Here is an 18,578-nt window from a genome sequence, read left to right on the forward strand (position 1 = left end):
GACAACCATGTTCACAGTTCCGACAATCGACATCTCCTGCTACGTCGACCCCGACGGCTCGGCCGTCGAGCGGGCTCGGGTGGCGGCCGAGCTCGACGCCGCCTGCGCCGGTGTCGGGTTCGTCCAGGTGATCGGCCACGGGGTCGACACCTCGGTCATCGAAGGGTTGGCGTCGGCACTCGACGACTTCTTCGCGTTGCCGTTGGAGGACAAGAAGCAGTACACGCGGGCGGGTGTGAACCGCGGTTACAGCCCACCCAAGAGCGAGTCGCTGTCCATGAGTCTGGGGGTCGCGGCCGCGAACCAGATGAACGACTTCTACGAGGCGTTCACGGTCGGTTCGCAACGTTCGTGGTTCGCCGACGTGGACTTACCCGAATCGTCCTATCCCGACAACACCTGGCCGAGTGCCGTCCCAGCGTTCCGGCCCGCGGTCGAGGCGTGGTTCGCGGCGGCGCAGTCGGTCTCACGGATTCTGTTGTCCGCCTTCACCGACGCGCTCGGCTTGGAGGCCGGCTACTTCGACGCACTCACCGACCACTCGATCGATGCCCTGAAGATGAACAACTACACCCTGCCCGAGGGCGAGATCGAACTCGCGGGCGAACTCACCGGGATGGGGGCGCACACCGACTTCGGCATCTTGACGGTGCTGTGGGCCGATCAGGTGCCGGGTCTGCAGGTCCTCGATCACGACGGGGTGTGGCACGATGTCGCGCCCGCCGACGATGCGCTGCTGGTCAACCTCGGTGACGCGATGGCGCGCTGGACCAACGACCGCTGGCGTTCCACGGTCCACCGCGTCGATCCACCGGTCATCGACGGACGGATCATCCGGCGACGGTCGGCTGCTTTCTTCTTCGACGGCAACCACGACGCGGTCATCGAGACATTGCCCGGCTGCGCGCGTACCGACCGTCCGGGGTATCAACCGATCACCGTCGCTGCCAACATCCAGGCCAAGCTGGCCGGTCTGAAGTCGGGGATCGCACCCGCCGACACCGACCGTGAGACGGCGCGAGTCCTGGCGGCGCGATGAGCTCGGCGCAGATCGTGGTCGAGAAAACTACGCTGGACCGACGATGAGCATCTCCGAGCACACCGCGGGACAGCGCCCTGCCGACGACGGTGCCCTGCTGACCCAGTCGGTGCTGCGTCGGCTCCGCGACGAGATCTTCGAGGGCGAGCTGGCGCCGGGCACCTCCTTGTCGGTGCCCGGCCTGGCCTCGCGCCTCGAGGTGTCTCGGAGCCCGGTCCGCGAGGCCGTCCAACAACTCGTGGTCGACGGGCTCGCGGTGTACACCCCGCGGGCCGGCGCCAAGGTGGCCGAGCTCGACGACGACATGCTCGCCCATGTCTTCGAGGTCCGTGAAGTCCTCGACGGTCTTGCGGCGCGTCAGGCCACCGCGGCGGTCACGTTCGCCGAGCTCGACGATCTGTGGCACCGCGTGCGACGACAAGAGGACTTGCTCGCGCAGCCCGCGGATCATCGTCGTGACGCCGAACTCGACCTCGACTTCCACACGGCGGTGCGCACCATCTCCGGTAACCAACCGCTCTGCGATGCGCTGCTCAAGCTCGACACCCAGTCCCACCTCTATCGGTCGGACATGTGGTCGCACGACGTCAATCGTCGGTTGGCCGTCACCGAGCACCGACGGATCGTCGCGGCGCTCGAGGCCGGAGACGCGGCCGAGGCAGAACGCGCCGCGAAGGCACACGCCGCCGGGGTACTCGTCCGGCTGCTGCGGCGGTGACATCCGGCCACGTGCGGGGAACGGACGGGCGCGACGCCGCCCTCATCGGCCCGCCGCGAGTGGCGCTGTCATCTGCATCAACCCGAACTGTCCGGGTTCGTGCCGATCGCCACGGAACCACCTTGCACTCGACCCGGTCGAGTGCTAAAAACGAGTTTGGCACTCACGGACTGTGAGTGCTAGGTCGGGACGGTGAGATCGGTACCGAATGACACACCGGTCGTCCGTCGCGGGCACCGAGTTCCGGCCATAGAAACCTAGTGTCACCCCCTTCGGAGGATCACTTACCCATGGCCAAGCAAATCGCGTTCGACGAAGAGGCCCGCCGTGGCCTCGAGCGGGGCCTGAACAGCCTCGCCGACGCCGTCAAGGTGACGTTGGGCCCCAAGGGCCGCAACGTCGTCCTGGAGAAGAAGTGGGGCGCCCCCACGATCACCAACGATGGTGTGTCCATCGCCAAGGAGATCGAGCTCGAGGACCCGTACGAGAAGATCGGTGCCGAGCTCGTCAAGGAAGTTGCCAAGAAGACCGACGACGTCGCGGGCGACGGCACCACCACCGCCACCGTCCTGGCACAGGCACTCGTCCGCGAGGGCCTGCGTAACGTCGCTGCCGGCGCCAACCCGCTGGGTCTGAAGCGCGGCATCGAGAAGGCCGTCGAGGCCGTCACCGAGTCCCTCCTCAAGAGCGCCAAGGAGGTCGAGACCAAGGAGCAGATCGCTGCCACCGCGGGCATCTCGGCCGGCGACTCGTCCATCGGTGAGCTCATCGCCGAGGCGATGGACAAGGTGGGCAAGGAAGGCGTCATCACGGTCGAGGAGGCTCAGACCTTCGGGCTGCAGCTGGAGCTCACCGAGGGCATGCGCTTCGACAAGGGCTACATCTCGGGCTACTTCGTGACCGACGCCGATCGTCAGGAAGCCGTTCTCGAGGATCCCTACATCCTGCTCGTGTCGGGCAAGGTCTCGACCGTCAAGGACCTGCTGCCGCTGCTGGAGAAGGTCATCCAGGCCGGCAAGCCGCTGCTGATCATCGCCGAGGACGTCGAGGGCGAAGCCCTGTCGACCCTGGTCGTCAACAAGATCCGCGGCACCTTCAAGTCCGTCGCCGTCAAGGCTCCGGGCTTCGGTGACCGTCGCAAGGCCATGCTGGCCGACATCGCCATCCTCACCGGTGGCGAGGTCATCAGCGAAGAGGTCGGCTTGTCCCTCGAGGGCGCAGGCATCGAGCTGCTCGGTACCGCTCGCAAGGTCGTCGTGAACAAGGACGAGACCACCATCGTCGACGGCTCGGGTGATGCCGACGCCATCGCCGGTCGCGTGGCGCAGATCCGTAGCGAGATCGAGAACAGCGACTCCGACTACGACCGTGAGAAGCTGCAGGAGCGTCTGGCCAAGCTGGCCGGCGGTGTTGCGGTCATCAAGGCGGGCGCGGCCACCGAGGTCGAGCTCAAGGAGCGCAAGCACCGCATCGAGGACGCCGTCCGCAACGCCAAGGCTGCTGTGGAAGAGGGCATCGTCGCCGGCGGTGGCGTGGCCCTGCTGCAGTCCGAGAGCGCCATCGAGGGTCTGTCCCTCGACGGTGACGAGGCCACCGGCGCCAACATCGTGAAGGTTGCGCTGTCGGCCCCGGCCAAGCAGATCGCCATCAACGCCGGCCTCGAGCCCGGCGTCGTTGCCGACAAGATCCTCAACTCGAAGCTGGGCACCGGCCTCAACGCCGCCACCGGCGCGTACGAGGACCTGCTGGCCGCCGGCATCAACGACCCGGTCAAGGTCACCCGCTCGGCGCTGCAGAACGCTGCGTCGATCGCGGCTCTGTTCCTCACCACCGAGGCCGTTGTCGCCGACAAGCCGGAGAAGAACCCGGCCCCGGCTATGCCGGGTGGCGACGAGATGGGCGGCATGGGCTTCTGATCTGACCGATCAGAACCCGCGCCCCTCAGCGCGACTGAACCGAAGGCCGGTCACCCATGCGGTGGCCGGCCTTCGGCGTGCACAGTGCACGTTCTTCCCCCTGGTTTCTGTTCTTCCCCCGCCTGCACGCGGGGGAAGAACAGAAACCAGGGGGAAGAACGGGTGTGCTCGATTGCCGACGGTCAGGTTCGGTCGGTGTGGTGATGGTGCTCGGCGTGCTCGGCCCAATCGTCGGGGTGGCGACCGCCCAGGACGTTCAACCACCCGAACACGCCGAGCGTGGACACCGCCGAGAAGACACTCGCCACCGACGCGAACGAGTTGAGCGACGCGACCGAGAATGCCGATCCGGCCGATCCGATGGATGCGAACGATCCCACGGAGCCGATGCTCAGGACCGAATTACGTGACCACAGGCTGAGAACCGAGTCGGTCGAGCCGATCGACATCACCGAGCCACGGGCGTCTCGCTCCGGTTGCGGGTGCTTCGCCCCGTGCCTGTGATCTTTCACGCCACCAGTCTGGCACGGGCGCGGGCCGCCGGAGGCCGATCGCCCGTGTTCGGCTCGCATGCCGACGATCTGCCACGATGGACCCATGAGCGACCCCACCGTCGAGCGCCCAGCGCTGCTCGCCATCACCAACTTCCGCGATCTGGGCGGGTGGCAGACGTCGGACGGCCGTGCCGTCGTGACGGGCCGACTGTTCCGCTCCGCAGCCCTCGACAAGGCCTCCGACGATGACCGCACATATCTGGCCGGATTGGGGTTGCGGTCCATCTACGACCTTCGCTCGACCGTCGAGAAGGATGCTGCGCCGGACCCCGTGCTCGACGGCGTCCTGGACGTGCACCTCGACGTGCTCGCCGACGCGCAATCGGTGAGTGCACCCGCGAACCTCGACAAACTGCTCACCGACCCGGAAACGGCGGCTGCCGCCAACGAGCGGCTCGCCGACGGCAGCGGAGTGACGCGCATGGTCGAGGCGTATCGCGAACTGGTGAATCTGCCGAGCGCGCAACGCTCCTACCATCGACTGTTCCGTGGACTGCTCGACGACACCGCCGCGTTGTTCCACTGCACTGCGGGTAAGGATCGAACAGGTTGGGCGGCAGCATCATTGCTCACCTTGCTCGGCGTGGGTCGCGACGATGTCTATCGCGAGTACCTGCTCACCAACGACCTGTTCCTGCCGTCCCTCGCCTCGGTTTTCGACGGTTTCGCCGCCGCGGGCGGTGATCCCGAGTTGCTCAAGCCGCTTCTCGGTGCGCAGGCGACGTACCTGGACTCGGCGTTCGCGGAGGTCGAGCGTTTGTACGGTTCGATCGAGAACTACTTCGACAGCGGTCTCGGCTTGGATCGGAACGCCCAGGCGGAGTTGCGTTCTCGCTACCTGGTCGACAGCTGACCGCGACCCGCAGGTGGGTCGCGGTCAGCGGAACACGATGCACGTGGTCGTGCCGTGGGCGACGAGTTTTCCGTCTGCCGAGAAGACCTTGCCCTCGGCGGTCGCCGTCCGGCCGCCGGAGTGGATGACGGTTCCGACACCGGTGATCTCGTCGGCGTCGACGGCGACCGCGCGAATGTAGTTCACCTTCAGTTCCAGGGTCGTGTAGCCGACGCCTGCCGGCAGCGTGGTGTGGATCGCGCAGCCCATCACCGAGTCCAGCAGGGTTGCGCAGATGCCGCCGTGCACGGTGCCTAGCGGGTTGGCGAAGTCGGCCTGCGGCGTCACCGAGAAGGTGACGGTGCCTTCGTCGATCTGCTTGGGCGTCATGCCGAGGAGTCGGCCGATGCTGGGGCGGGAATCGCGTGCGGGATCGTTCATCCAGGTCCGCAACAGATCCAGACCCGACATCGACAGTGGATCGCTTGATTTCTCCGGTGTGATCGTCATGATTATGTATGGTTGCATAGAAGTTCTGGAATATGAAGGTCGGCATAGGATGGCGTGTGGACGCATCCGGTGGCTGTGATGCGGGAGAGGCGGGGATGAGCGAGTCGGTCGCGGTGGATTCGGGGGACCTGCGTGATGGCGGTCCGCGGGACCGCATGGTGGTGCACGCGGCCGACCTGATCGGTCGCGACGGGGTGGCGGCGACCTCCATCGGCGACGTCATCGCAGCGAGTTCGGCGCCTCGCGGGTCCATCTATCACCATTTCCCCGGCGGCAAGACACAGCTGATGACCGAGGCGGTGCGATACGCCGGAGATTTCATCTCGCACCGGATCAGTCGGGAGACCTCGGTGACCCCGGCCGAGGCGGTGATCGAGATCGGCAACGTCTGGCGCCGGATGCTGGTCAACACCGACTTCGAGTTCGGATGCCCGGTGTTGGCGGGCGGGCTCGCCCGCCGGTCCGAGCCGGAGGTGGCCGACGAGGCCGGGCAGATCTTCGCCCGGTGGACCCGACTCATCGCGGCACGACTCGTCCACGAAGGCGTCGACCCGCATCGTGCGGATTCGCTCGCGGATCTGATCATCGCCTCGATCGAAGGTGCTGTCGGGCTGTGTCAGACGCAGCGCAGCGTCGACCCGCTGGACCGGGTGATCGGCGAGCTGTCCCGACTCTGCGAGCACGCCGCAGCCTGACGGATCGTGACCGGCGCGACCGGCGTGTCGTCGTCGGTTTCCCGTCGAATTCTGGCATCATGCGGGTCGAGTTGCGGACCGGGGTGAACACGTTCACCTCCGATCGCGTAGGTTCATCTCCCAAGCACTGCGCGTCGGCGATGGTTTGGACATGCCGACGCCCCGGGCGAATGGGGAGGACGAGTTCATGGCGCCGGTGTACCGGCAGATGCTGGGTTCGGATTTCGACCGACTGCATCCCAACGTGGCGTGGCGCTACAGCATCGACTCGACCTCCGGGGTCGCCCAGGTGGCCACCGGGATCTACGAGTCGGTCTACGTCACCTCGGCGTTGCCGCCGCCGTTCTTCTGGTACTACGCCAAGCGCAATGCACTTCCGTCCAAGTCGAGTCGGATGGTGCCGTTCCGGCAGGGGCACTACTGCTACGTCGACGAACTCGGTCGTGAATGCCTCGCCGTCCTGCGTTCGTTTCAGTACACGACCGGGACGCGCAATCTGAACTCGTTGTTGGTGTCGGGCAACGACGGTCTGGTCGACTACTTCGGTGACGGACCCGAACTGCTCTATCCGATCGAGCCGTCGGTGACCAACGCCGGCGAACTGTTACTGGAGAGCGGCCCGATGAGGTGGCTCGGGCGGGGCCCCAAAGTGGGTATGAAGGGCATGTTCTCGGCCCAACTCAAGTACATCGAAGGGTGGGACGACGCCCGCCAACGGTTCCGTTGCGACGCCACGGTGCGCAATCCGGTGATCGGCGAGATCCTGCATTTCCGTGGGTGGTTCACCGCAGGCGACCAAGCATGTACGCTGCGTGACATTCCCGACGAGGCGTGGCCGGTCAACCTGATCTCCCGGGAGGATTGAGGACGTCGACGGTTGGCGTCGGACACTGTAGGTTCTTCGCATGGCTGTCTCCGCGAAAACCGAATTCGATGTCGCCGCACCCCCGTCGGTCGTGATGGAGGTGCTGATGGATGTGGAGTCCCTCCCGGAGTGGTCCGGACCGCACAAAGAGGCGGAGATCGTCAGCGAACACGACGACGGCACACCCGATCGGGTGCGAGTGGTGGTCACTGCGGCGGGTATCTCGGACGAACAGACCCTCGCGTACACGTGGACCGACACCACATGCTCGTGGGACCTCATCGAGGCGAACCAACTCAGCGAACAGCATGGTGTGTACACCGTGACACCGACCGCCGACGGGTCGCACGTCGAATTCACCCTCGAGGTCGAGCTGAAGATCAAGCTGCCCGGACTCATCGTGAAGCGGGCGCAGAAGATGGCCGTGGACACCGCGCGCAAGGGGCTCACCGACGAGGTGCTGCGTCGCGCGGCCGGATGACCGACGCTCGTCGGTGAGCCCAGAGCACAGTTCGGCAACCCCCACTGCTGCGACTCGTCGTGAGTCGGTACGCTGAACGCAGTGCGATCCACACCGCGCGGCCAGTGGCGAATGAGGAGGCCAAATCTTATGCGTATCAAACATTTTGGAGCTCGAACCGCTGCGATGGTGATCGGTGGGACCGCGTTTGCGGCATTGGTCGGATTCGGGTTCGGGGGCGGCGACGCCGGTGCCGCGACGACCTGTTCGGCTGCGAACGGACATCAGGTCCAACGCATCGTCGGGCACGGCGGTTGCGGGGCCAAGGCCGGACTCGGTAGCCAGTCGCTCGCCGATGAGGCCAGTGGTGGCGGAACCGCGGTCGCGGTCTCCGACCGGGGTGGCAATGCCACCGCGCGCAACCTGCAGCCGGGCTCGACCGCTCTCGCCGGGGCCAACACACGCGGCACCGCCTACTCGATCACGACCGGCCCCAAGGCTTTCTCCGTCGCGCAGGCCCGTGACGGTGGCACCACGGTGGCCGTCGGCGGATGGGGTGGCCAGGCCATCGCCGGACCCGCCGGGATCGCGTGCCAGGGTGGCTTCGCCACCGCGTACGACAGCAACACCGGCAAGGCATGCCTGCGTTCCGGGACGATCGACCTGCACAACTGACGGGCAGTCCCCCAGAACCATCAGGTCTCGGCCGCGAGAGCTACCGACGGACATCGTTGGCGCGGAAAAGCACCCGGGATTACTGCTCGGCGGCTGGCACACCGACGGCGTGTCGCCATTCGCGGTGCTGAGGAGGGCACTTTTCCCGGGCGCTTTCCCTGGGGTGTCCGCGCCCCGGGTGTCCGGGCCTCCATCGTCACCACGCGCAAGAAGTTGGCCAAGCGGCAGTCACCGGTCGGAACGGTCCGCGTTCACCTTTCCGCAACCCGTCGTTGCGGCGTTGTGCCTATCGTGGAGTGGTGACTGAGCTGGACAATGCCTCGCTGGAATCGGCGTTCGAGATCGGACCCGATTTCAGTCTCCTCAACGGCCGGGAGGCCCTGCAGAAACTCGTCGACCTGCGGGACACCACCAACCTCACCGTCAACGACGATGACGACGACGACCCGGTGCTGCTGACGCTTCCGGAGCGCAACGTCGTCGACACCTGGCGGCAGGACTATCCCTATGACGAGCGCATGAGTCGTCGGGAGTACGAGGTGACCAAGCGGCGTCTGCAGATCGAGCTGCTGAAACTGCAGAAGTGGTCCAAGCAGACCGGGCAACGTCACCTGCTGGTGTTCGAGGGGCGCGACGCCGCAGGTAAAGGTGGCACCATCAAGCGGTTCAACGAACACCTCAACCCGCGGGGTGCCCGGGTCGTCGCACTGGAGAAACCCAGCGAACGTGAGTCGACCGAGTGGTACTTCCAACGCTATGTGCAGCATCTGCCCGCGGGCGGCGAGATGGTCTTCTTCGACCGGTCCTGGTACAACCGGGCCGGGGTGGAGCGGGTCATGGGCTTCAGCACGCCTGCGCAATACGAGCAGTTCATGCAGCAGACCCCGGCGTTCGAGAAGATGCTCGTCGACGACGGGATCAATCTGGTCAAGTTCTGGTTCTCGGTGACCCCGCTCGAGCAACGTACGCGGTTCGCCATCCGCCAGATCGATCCCGTCCGTCAGTGGAAACTCTCGCCGATGGATCTGGCCTCGCTGGACCGCTGGGATGCCTACACCGATGCCAAAGAGGCGATGTTCGCCCGGACCGACACCGACCACGCACCGTGGACCGTGGTCAAGAGCAACGACAAGAAGCGGGCGCGGATCAACGCGATGCGCCACGTGCTGAGCCTCTTCGACTACGAGGGCAAGAACACCGACTTCGTCGGCCTCCCAGACCCTTTGATCGTCGGGCGGGCGCGCGACGTGGTCGGGGAGTGACCACCTCGCCGGTCGTCGGTGCACGTCGGTAGCCTCGGGGAGTGCGCACACTCTCCAGCGGACTGCTGACCCTGGTGGCGATGGCCGCGATCGTCCTCGCGTTCCCGTCGCTCTGGATCAAGGAACGAATCGTCGATCCGGAGGGATTCGTCGCCACGGTGTCGCCGATGGCACAGGATCCGGAGGTCAAGGACTACCTCGCGGGCGAGGTCGCAACGCAGGCAGAGTCGCGGATCGGCATCCAGGGCTCGGCCGACGTCGTCGAACCCGCCGTCCGTGCCTATATGGACAGTGATCAGTTCGAGGCCGATTTCATCGACGTCGTCTCGCAACAGCACGCCTGGCTGTTCGACCCGCCGCCCGCCGACGAGAACACGACCACCATGCAACTCGACATCGCCGACATGGTGAACCGGGTGATCGCCCAGACGCAGTTCGACGTCCGCGTCACCGGCCCGATCCTGGTGCCCCTCAACGAGGGCGGTTCGGGATTGGAGGCCGGGCGCTACCACCAGGTCGGCCAGCAGATCATCACCCTCGCCTTCTGGTCGGTGGCCGTCGCGGCCGCGGCCGGACTGCTCGCTTTGCTCATCGCCCGTCGACGCGGAACAGTTCTGGCGTGGTTGGGTATCGGCACGATCGCATCGGCGGCATTCGCGTGGGCGGTCGGTGTGTTCTTCGCCCATCGAGCCAAACAAGAGGTCTCCGGAGCCGAGGACGCGGGCCGTAAGGTCGCCGAAGTGATCATCGACGGCACCGTGGCCGACCTCCATCACGCGGCCTACATCGTCGGCGCAGTGGGAGTCGGTGTGGTGGTCGTGGGTGTGCTGTTCCGGATGATCGCGCGGCACTGAGTCAATGGCGGTTCATGGCGACGTTGCCCCAGGACCGGGGATGATCGAAGTCTGTGCCGTCCCACCGCCCGTGCTGACCGGACACCTGTGCTTGACCGGAAACATCTTGCTGACCGGAGCGCGAGACGCTCCTACCATGAGGTGGTGTCCGTCTGGCGCTTCCTGCGGAGCGCGCCCCTGACCTTCGTGTGGCTGGCGATCCTGCTGGCCACCACGATCATCCAGCATCAGATGCCCCCGCACGAGCTCGACCGTGTGCTCGGCGAGCGTTCGACGAATCTTCACCATCTGTCCAGTGACCCCGTGCACGTGCTGTTCACCAGCTTGTTCTGGGTGGACGGGTATTACTGGTTCCCGTACCTGGTTCTCTTCCTGGTGTTCCACATGCCCGCCGAACGGTGGTTGGGGTCGCTGCGTTGGCTGTGCGTGGGCCTGAGCGCACATGTGATCGCGACCTACCTCAGCGAGGGGTTGCTCGGCCTTGCGATCCGAAATGGTGCGGTGAGCTCCACGATGGTCGATGTCCGGGATGTCGGGGTCAGCTACTTCCTGGCCGCGATCGTCGGGGTGCTCACTTATCGGATCGCCCGGCCATGGCGTTGGGTGTACCTCGTCGGCGTCCTCGCGGTGTGGGGTCTGCCGCTGCTCACGGCCCTGTCCTTCACCGCCATCGGTCACTTCACGTCGGTGCTCATCGGGCTGGCGTGGTATCCGATCACCCGGGATCGAGGCGTGCCGTGGCATCCGGCGGACACGGCACGAGCATTGATGCGTCGTTGGTCCTTCAGGCGCGCAACGAGTTTGCGTGCGCGATCGGGGGAGACCACATAACCTGGCGGGGGATGAGTCGGTTACCTTGGCACGCCAGCCCGGAATACATCTCGGTCCGCGGCGCCCGCGTGAACAATCTGCGCGACATCGATGTCGACATCCCACTGCGCACGCTCGTCGGTATCGGTGGCGTGTCCGGCTCGGGTAAATCCTCACTCGCCCTCGGTGTGCTGTACGCGGAGGGATCACGCCGCTACATCGAGGCGCTCTCGACGTACACACGACGCCGGATGGCGCAGGCGCCGCATGCGGCCGTGGACAGCGTCGAACACGTCCCGGCCGCACTCGCCCTGCGGCAACGGCCGGGCGTGCCCGGAGTTCGCTCGACGTTCGGGACGTCGAGCGAGCTTCTCAACGTGTTGCGGTTGATGTTCTCGCGGTTGGCATCTCACCGCTGTCCGAACGGACATCGGGTGCCGCCGACCATCGACGTCGCCGCCGAGGTCCCGTTCTCCTGCCCCACCTGTGGTGCGCCGGTGGTCGCGCCCGGTGCCGAAGCCCTCGCCTTCAACTCCGAGGGTGCGTGTCCGACGTGTCAGGGGACCGGTGTCGTCCGCACGGTGAACGACGCGGCACTGGTCCCGGACCCGTCCAAGACCATCGACGAGGGTGCGGTGGTGCCGTGGAACATGTTCGGGTTCAACGTGCAGCCCGACATCGCCCGCGAGTTCGGCGTGCGCACCGATGTGCCGTGGCGTGATCTCACCGCGCGGGAACGCGACATCGTGCTCGACGGGCCGGAGGAGAAGAAGCCCATCACGGTCACCTCGCGCAAGGGTGTGCATGACCTCGACTTCACCTTTCGAAATGCGCGGCTGACGGTCACCAAGGAACTCGAGCGGGCCGACAGCGAGAAACGACTGGCGCGGGTGAGCCGGTTCCTCTCCGAGGGCACCTGTCCGGATTGCGACGGCACGAGACTGAGCGTGGCGGCGCGCGCGCCGATGATCGGGGAGCACAACCTCGCCGACGTCACCGCGATGACCCTCGACGGCGTGCTCGCCTGGGCGCCCTCGGTGCCGCCCATGCTGCCCACCGAGATGCGGCAGATGGCCGAGGGATTGGTGTCCACCCTGCTCGCGATGGCCCGACGCCTGATCGAACTCGGTCTCGGATATCTGTCCCTCGACCGTGCCGGCTCGACCCTGTCGACCGGAGAACGCCAGAGAGTGCAACTCGCCCGGGCGGTTCGCAATCGGACGACGGGCGTGTTGTATGTCCTGGACGAACCGTCAATCGGCCTGCACCCCGCCAATGTCGACGGGTTGCTCGGAGTCATGGATGATCTTCTCGCCGATGGCAATTCGGTTGTCTTCGTGGATCACGACGTGCAGATCCTGCGCGCCGCACCCTGGTTGATCGAGATCGGGCCGGGATCGGGCACGCACGGTGGCACCGTCATCGCGCAGGGGACGGTCACCGACCTGGAACAGGATTCCGACTCGTTGCTCGCCGGATTCCTCAGCGGCACCGCCGATGTCGTGGTGCGCGAACGGGCACCTGCCGCAGAGGTGTTCGCGCTCGGTCGGATACACCTGCGCACCGACGCCATCCACACCGTTCATCCGCTCGATGTGGACTTTCCGTGTGGCCGGTTGATCGCGGTCACCGGCGTGTCCGGGTCCGGCAAGACGACGCTCGTCCTGGACTCCCTGGTGCCGGCACTCGTCGCACAGTCCGCGACGTCCGGAGCCGGGATGCCAGGTCACGTCCGGGTACTCGATGCCCCCGACGGCATGGTCGGCGGCGGCAAGGTGCATGTCGTCGATGCGACGCCGATCGGTATCAACGTTCGCTCCACGGTGGCCACCTATTCCGGCGTCATGGACGACCTGCGCAAGGCGTACGCGGCGACCGCCGAGGCGAAGGCAGCCGGGCTGACCGCGTCCGACTTCTCCTACAACACCGGCTCGCTGGCGTGCCCGCGATGCGAGGGAACCGGGGAGATCTCCCTGGACGTCCAGTTCCTACCCGACGTCGACATCGCGTGCCCGGATTGCGCGGGCAGCAGGTACGCCCCCGCGGCAGGCGAGTTCCGCCGGGACGGATTGTCGTTGCCCGCGTTGCTAGCCCACACGATCAGCGATGCGATCGGGGTCGTCGACGGCATTCCGCGGGTGCAGCGTCGGCTGCAGGCGTTCGACGAACTCGGGCTCGGGTACCTCACGCTGAACGAGGCGACACCGGCGCTGTCGGGAGGCGAGGCCCAGCGGCTCAAACTGGTCAACCAATTGCATCGCAATCAGTCCGATGCGGTGTTCGTCCTGGACGAGCCGAGCGTCGGACTCCACCCACTCGATGTGCGCACCCTGCTGCTGGTACTGCAGCGCCTCACCGGCCGGGGAGCGACCGTCATCGTGATCGAACACGACCTCGACATGATCGCCAACGCCGACCACGTGATCGACATGGGTCCGGGCGGCGGCAGCGACGGAGGCCGGATCGTCGCGGTCGGTGATCCCGAAACCATTGCTCGCGAAGAGAATTCGGTGACCGGACGATACCTCGCACAGCACCTCACTTCCGGTGGCACCCGCGAGCTGTCCGGGCGCTGAACGGTTTGACGAGATCCCGAGGGTTGTCGGAACATGTTGGGTTACAGTCGATCAGTGGTCCCACCCGATCCGGGCCTCGCTGTGATCGGAGCACCTCAGGTCTCGATACGGTTCCTCGGCTAGCGCCTCGGCACCTACTCGACCGGCGGTGTGGGCTTGCAACCGTGGGACCACACGCGAGATCACCGCCGTCGAACATGATCACTCGACCGTGGTTCTTGATGCGGCGCCTCGACGCAGACTCGGTTGCGTGCCTGCCGCCGGTCGAGTAGGCGCCGAGGCGCCAGCCGAGGCACCGTATCGAGACCACGTGGGCACCCAGGTCATATTGCATCACAGTCCAATTCCCAGTTCGGGCACGTTGGCGCGTCCCCACCGCCGGTCGAGTAGGGGCCGAGGCGCCAGCCGAGGAACCGTATCGAGACCAACGCTCTCGTAAGGGATCTCGATACGCGGCCTCGCTACGCTCGGACGCTACTCGATCAGCACACAAGGCCTCCCCACCGCCGGTCGAGTAAGCGCCGCCGCGCCCCACCGCCGGTCGAGTAGGCGCCGAGGCGTTAGCCGAGGGACCGTATCGAGGCCAACGCTCTCGTAAGGGATCTCGATACGCGGCCTCGCTGCGCTCGGACGCTACTCGATCAGCACACAAGGCCTCCCCACCGCCGGTCGAGTAAGCGCCGCCGCGCCCCACCGCCGGTCGAGTAGGCGCCGAGGCGCTAGCCGAGGGGCCGTATCGAGACCTGCGTTCCGGCACCAGATCTCGATACGCGGCCTCGCTACGCTCGGACGCTACTCGATCAACGGGTGCCTGGCCCGCCTCGCTGCGCTCGGACGCTACTCGATCAACGGGTGCCTGGCCCGCCTCGCTGCGTTCGGACGCTACTCGATCAACAGGCAAGGCTTACCCCTGTGCACCAACAGGACTCACCACCCCGAACCTGTCGGAGGATGCCTCTACAATGACAATGAGATGACGACTGTGGTGGTGAAAGACATTGCGGCACAGTTTAATAACTGTGGATGAACTCTTCCCGCCGAACGCATGTTCGACTACAATCGAGTCATGCCGTTGGACACCCTGATTCCGTTGCTGCGTGAGGTGACGATCGACGCTGATGCGTCCGGTCGCCATGTCTTCGACACCACGAAGACCTTGATGGACGTGCGTAACCTGGTCGATCATCAGTTGGCCGTGCATGTGGCGGCGATGGACAGGTTGGGGGTGGCGCAGCGCTCTGGTGGGAAAACGCGGAGGTTGTTGATCGAGATGGGGGCTGCTCCGGCGGTCGCCGACCGCTGGCTACGCATCGGGACAGCCCTGGACCGGCTGGAACGCGTGGCTGCCTATGCTGCGGACGGGGTGTTCTCCGGCGAGCACGTCGACGCGGTGGTGCGCGGGATGGCTCACATCGACCAACGCGCACCAGAACCACTATCGGCGGGGTCGGTGATCGAACACGAGTTGGCGTTGATCGCCCAAGCATTCTCCGGCGCCACCCCACGTGAGGTGTTGGCGGTGGCGCGCGCGCGAGGCAATCAGATCGCCGACGACCAGGACGGGGTGCCGGCGGCCGAAGACCGCTCGATCAACGAGCTGTCGACCACCCCGACCGCGGATGGCCGGTTGGAAGTGTTCGCCAACCTCGACATCGTGACCGGCGAAAAACTCGTCTCCGCGGTCGAATCCCTCGCACACAAGCGGCCCGAGCCGGATGGGTCGCCCGACGCCCGGTCGGCCGGGCAGCGTCGCGCCGATGCGTTGGAGATGATCCTGGACGCGGCGGCCAAAGCCACTCGCAGCGGTGACGCCGACATGGTGGTCGCGCCGAAAACGCAGGTGAGTGTAACCGTGCCCGCCGACCATCCCGATCGGGCAACGCTGGAATGGTTGGGTCCGATCTCCCAAACCACCGCACATCTGGTGGCCTGTGATGCCAGCGTCACCGTGTTCGACGTCGATGAGCACGGTGCACCCCTCGGCGTGAGCAGCGCAGCGAGGTTGTTCACCGTCCAGCAGCGTAAAGCGTTGATCGTGCGTGATCAATGCTGTGTGAAATGCGGCGCCGCTGCCGGATATACCCAGTGCCATCACATCATCTACTGGTCGCACGGTGGTGCCACCGTCATCGACAACGGCTGCCTGTTGTGCACGGCCTGCCACGCCCAAATTCACGCGTCCGGGTGGGAGATCATCATGGGCGCTGACCGACACCCCTGGTTGATTCCGCCGGTCGAGGTCGATCCGACACGCACACCGTTACCGGCCTACAACCGGCGCACCATGACCCTCGCCGCCTGACGCCATCAGGGATGCGTTCGGCATCCAATCCGCACCCTCGACACCCACCCACCGCCGATCGAGTAGCCCGCGAGGCGCAAGCCGAGCGAGCGTATCGAGATCACCATCCCGACATCGCCACATTCATGGCCATCGAAACAGACTGACCCACCAGGACTTTCACCACGCCTAAACCAGCAACCCGGGACAACCCGGGTTGTGCACGACCCTTGACAACTCCACAGTGTGAAATGGGGAACCCCTCGGGTGCCCGCCGACCGGGATTGGTTAGGCGGGCACCTGAAAGGGTGAGCCCTCCAAGACGCCCACGGGGCCGCAGGCCGCAGGAGTGCCCCAGGCCGGCTCCTCTATACAGGAGCCGAAGCACTCGCGTGAGAGAACTCGTCGCTTCCGTACGGACTGCTCGCGCGCGTCTAACCGAAAGGGAGCGAGGCGCTTTCGTTGCGTCAGTCTGCGCTCGAGTCCGCCAGCTGCCGCCACAGGAACTCGTAGGCGAGTGCGGACTTGAACGCCGCTTGTTTGTTGTCCGCCGCGCCGCCGTGGCCACCCTCGATGTTCTCGTAATAAGAGACCTCGTGACCGAGTTCCTCGAGGCGCGCGACGAGTTTGCGTGCGTGACCGGGGTGCACCCGGTCGTCGCGGGTCGACGTGGTGACGAGGATCGCCGGATACTCCGTGTCCGCCTGCAGGTTCTGATAGGGCGAGAAGGGTTCCATGAACGCCCACTGCTCCGGGTCGTCGGGATCGCCGTACTCGGCCATCCATGACGCACCGGCGAGGAGGAGGTGATACCGACGCATGTCGATCAGCGGCACCTGGCACACCAACGCTCCGAACAGCTCTGGGTATCGGGTCAGCATCACGCCCATGAGCAGACCGCCGTTCGACCCGCCCTGCGCAGCGAGCTGTTGCGGTGTGGTGAGGCCGCGCGTCACCAGGTCGCGCGCCACGGAGGCGAAATCTTCGTAGACCTTGTGCCGACCGGCCTTCTGGGCCTGGGTGTGCCACGACGGGCCGTACTCACCGCCACCGCGGATGTTGGCGATCACGTAGATCCCGCCGCGAGCGATCCAGCTACGTCCGGCGATCGCGAGATACCCGGGCGTCAAGGAGTTCTCGAACCCCCCGTATCCGTAGAGCAGCGTCGGTCCGGACGTCACACCGCTGCGTCGCACCACGAAATAGGGGACGGCGGTGCCGTCGTCGGAGGTCGCGAAATGTTGCGCCGCGACCACATCGTCGGCGTCGAAGAATGCGGGAGTCTGTTTGATCACCTCTGCGCCGACCCCGCTGTCGCCGTACAGGAGACTCGGAGGTGCGGTAAACGAACTCGCCGACCAGAACACCTCGTCGCCCTCGTCGGGATCGGTGTCCAGAACCGAAATCGTTGCGAGGGAGGGCAATCCGGGTTGATCGACCGGCGACCAGTCGCCGAGGGTCACCACCGTGACCTCGGTGTGGACGTCGCGCAACGTGACGATGATCAGATGCGAACGGGTGAAGGCGTACTGGGTCAGGCTGGTGTGCGCATCCGGTGCGAACAGGACCGTCGCGCTGCGATCACCACCCAGGTAGCCCTCGTAGTCGAAGATCAGCAGGGTCCCCGGAGCGTATGTCGCGGTGTCCAGCTCCCACTTCGACCGGGTCATCACGATCAGCCAATCGTGGTGGACATCCACGTGCGCGTCGGTCGGCACGTCCACCAGGATCGGCTCGTCGTCGCGGAGCTCGTAGAGCAGTGCGTTGAAGAAGTCGGTTGCGCGCGTGGCGAAGTGACGTGGGTATCCGGGTGTCTTGTCGAACGAGGCGCCGATCGACACATCGTCCACCTCGCCGGCGAACACCGTGACCGCGTCGTCGAGCGGGGTGCCGCGTGTCCAGCGCTTGACCACGCGAGGGTAGCCCGACGTGGTCAGCGACGGGCCGCCATCGGGCTGCTCACCGAAATCCGTTCCCACATAGACGTTGTCGGCGTCGATCCAGCTGATACTCGACTTGTTCTCCGGCAGTACGAACCCCTCCGGTACCCACTGGCGGGTCTCGAGGTCGAACTCGCGCACCACCGTCGCGTCGGCGCCACCGCGAGACAGCGACACCAGGGCGTGCCGGTAGTCGGGCCGTAGCACCGTGGCACCGGCCCACACCCAGTTCTCGTCTTCGTCGGCGGCGAGCGTGTCGACGTCGATCAGCACATCCCAGTCGGGGCGATCGCTGCGATAGGACTCCAACGTGGTGCGTCGCCACAGCCCTTTGGGATTGGCCGCGTCGCGCCAGAAGTTGTAGAGGAACTCGCCACGGCGCGTGACATACGGGATGCGGTCGTCGGTGTCGAGGATCTCCAAGGTCTCGGCCTCGAGCGCAGCGAACCGATCCGAAGTGGTGAGCGTGTCGACCGTGGGTTGATTGTGCGCACGGACCCAGTCCAGCGGCCGGTCTCCGGTGACCTCCTCGAGCCACAGGTAAGGGTCGGTGGTGTCGTCGGCTCTGGTGTCATCGGCAACGGCCATGTG

16 protein-coding genes are annotated in these 18,578 nt (G+C 65.9%); 13 read left to right on the top strand and 3 right to left on the bottom strand.

The annotated features are described in order from the left end of the window. Window positions 1-7 precede the first annotated feature (7 nt). The 3 genes from AAFP35_RS01705 (at window position 8) to groL (ending at window position 3,673) form a co-directional block, all read left to right on the top strand. On the top strand, window positions 8-1,039 hold the full coding sequence (locus tag AAFP35_RS01705; RefSeq protein ID WP_419219787.1) for an isopenicillin N synthase family dioxygenase: 1,032 nt from the start codon (window positions 8-10) through the stop codon (window positions 1,037-1,039). A 43-nt stretch (window positions 1,040-1,082) separates the two neighbouring features. Then, the gene (locus AAFP35_RS01710; RefSeq protein WP_419219788.1) at window positions 1,083-1,757 is read left to right on the top strand and encodes a GntR family transcriptional regulator; all 675 of its coding nucleotides are present in this window, start codon (window positions 1,083-1,085) and stop codon (window positions 1,755-1,757) included. Window positions 1,758-2,047: 290 nt separating this feature from the next. Then, the gene (gene groL / locus AAFP35_RS01715; protein ID WP_419219789.1) at window positions 2,048-3,673 is read left to right on the top strand and encodes a chaperonin GroEL; all 1,626 of its coding nucleotides are present in this window, start codon (window positions 2,048-2,050) and stop codon (window positions 3,671-3,673) included. Between the two features lie 182 nt (window positions 3,674-3,855). On the opposite strand, the gene AAFP35_RS01720 is transcribed toward groL, so the two are convergent. Further along, window positions 3,856-4,185, bottom strand: coding sequence for a hypothetical protein (locus AAFP35_RS01720; RefSeq protein ID WP_419219790.1), 330 nt, complete (start codon window positions 4,183-4,185; stop codon window positions 3,856-3,858). A gap of 85 nt (window positions 4,186-4,270) precedes the next feature. On the opposite strand from AAFP35_RS01720, the gene AAFP35_RS01725 reads away from it, so the two are divergent. Further along, a complete protein-coding gene (locus AAFP35_RS01725) occupies window positions 4,271-5,080 on the top strand; it encodes a tyrosine-protein phosphatase (protein WP_419219791.1) in 810 nt (269 codons plus the stop codon). 24 nt (window positions 5,081-5,104) lie between these two features. Here AAFP35_RS01725 and AAFP35_RS01730 read toward each other — a convergent pair whose 3' ends face one another. Further along, on the bottom strand, window positions 5,105-5,587 hold the full coding sequence (locus AAFP35_RS01730; RefSeq protein ID WP_419219792.1) for a PaaI family thioesterase: 483 nt from the start codon (window positions 5,585-5,587) through the stop codon (window positions 5,105-5,107). A 77-nt stretch (window positions 5,588-5,664) separates the two neighbouring features. Here AAFP35_RS01730 and AAFP35_RS01735 point away from each other — a divergent pair, with 77 nt between their 5' ends. From AAFP35_RS01735 to AAFP35_RS01775, 9 genes are all read left to right on the top strand, one after another. Further along, the gene (locus AAFP35_RS01735; RefSeq protein ID WP_419219793.1) at window positions 5,665-6,264 is read left to right on the top strand and encodes a TetR/AcrR family transcriptional regulator; all 600 of its coding nucleotides are present in this window, start codon (window positions 5,665-5,667) and stop codon (window positions 6,262-6,264) included. A 187-nt stretch (window positions 6,265-6,451) separates the two neighbouring features. Continuing rightward, window positions 6,452-7,129: a DUF4166 domain-containing protein gene (locus AAFP35_RS01740; RefSeq protein WP_419219957.1), complete on the top strand. Its 678-nt coding sequence runs from the start codon at window positions 6,452-6,454 to the stop codon at window positions 7,127-7,129. 40 nt (window positions 7,130-7,169) lie between these two features. Next, window positions 7,170-7,610, top strand: a complete 441-nt coding sequence (locus AAFP35_RS01745) for an SRPBCC family protein (protein WP_419219794.1) — start codon at window positions 7,170-7,172, stop codon at window positions 7,608-7,610. Window positions 7,611-7,739: 129 nt separating this feature from the next. After that, the gene (locus tag AAFP35_RS01750) at window positions 7,740-8,264 is read left to right on the top strand and encodes a DUF6764 family protein (RefSeq protein ID WP_419219795.1); all 525 of its coding nucleotides are present in this window, start codon (window positions 7,740-7,742) and stop codon (window positions 8,262-8,264) included. Window positions 8,265-8,563: 299 nt separating this feature from the next. Then, the gene (gene ppk2 / locus AAFP35_RS01755; RefSeq protein ID WP_419219796.1) at window positions 8,564-9,526 is read left to right on the top strand and encodes a polyphosphate kinase 2; all 963 of its coding nucleotides are present in this window, start codon (window positions 8,564-8,566) and stop codon (window positions 9,524-9,526) included. Between the two features lie 41 nt (window positions 9,527-9,567). Then, window positions 9,568-10,380 (top strand): hypothetical protein, encoded by an 813-nt coding sequence (locus AAFP35_RS01760; protein ID WP_419219797.1) that lies wholly within the window; start codon window positions 9,568-9,570, stop codon window positions 10,378-10,380. 144 nt (window positions 10,381-10,524) lie between these two features. Further along, window positions 10,525-11,211, top strand: coding sequence for a rhomboid-like protein (locus AAFP35_RS01765; RefSeq protein ID WP_419219798.1), 687 nt, complete (start codon window positions 10,525-10,527; stop codon window positions 11,209-11,211). An 11-nt stretch (window positions 11,212-11,222) separates the two neighbouring features. Continuing rightward, a complete protein-coding gene (locus tag AAFP35_RS01770) occupies window positions 11,223-13,766 on the top strand; it encodes an excinuclease ABC subunit UvrA (RefSeq protein WP_419219799.1) in 2,544 nt (847 codons plus the stop codon). Between the two features lie 1,045 nt (window positions 13,767-14,811). Beyond that, window positions 14,812-16,068 (top strand): DUF222 domain-containing protein, encoded by a 1,257-nt coding sequence (locus AAFP35_RS01775; protein ID WP_419219800.1) that lies wholly within the window; start codon window positions 14,812-14,814, stop codon window positions 16,066-16,068. Between the two features lie 446 nt (window positions 16,069-16,514). On the opposite strand, the gene AAFP35_RS01780 is transcribed toward AAFP35_RS01775, so the two are convergent. Next, window positions 16,515-18,575: a prolyl oligopeptidase family serine peptidase gene (locus AAFP35_RS01780; protein ID WP_419219801.1), complete on the bottom strand. Its 2,061-nt coding sequence runs from the start codon at window positions 18,573-18,575 to the stop codon at window positions 16,515-16,517. Between the last annotated feature and the right edge of the window lie 3 nt (window positions 18,576-18,578).

This window comes from Gordonia sp. CPCC 206044, from assembly GCF_048537895.1.
Taxonomy (GTDB): domain Bacteria; phylum Actinomycetota; class Actinomycetes; order Mycobacteriales; family Mycobacteriaceae; genus Gordonia.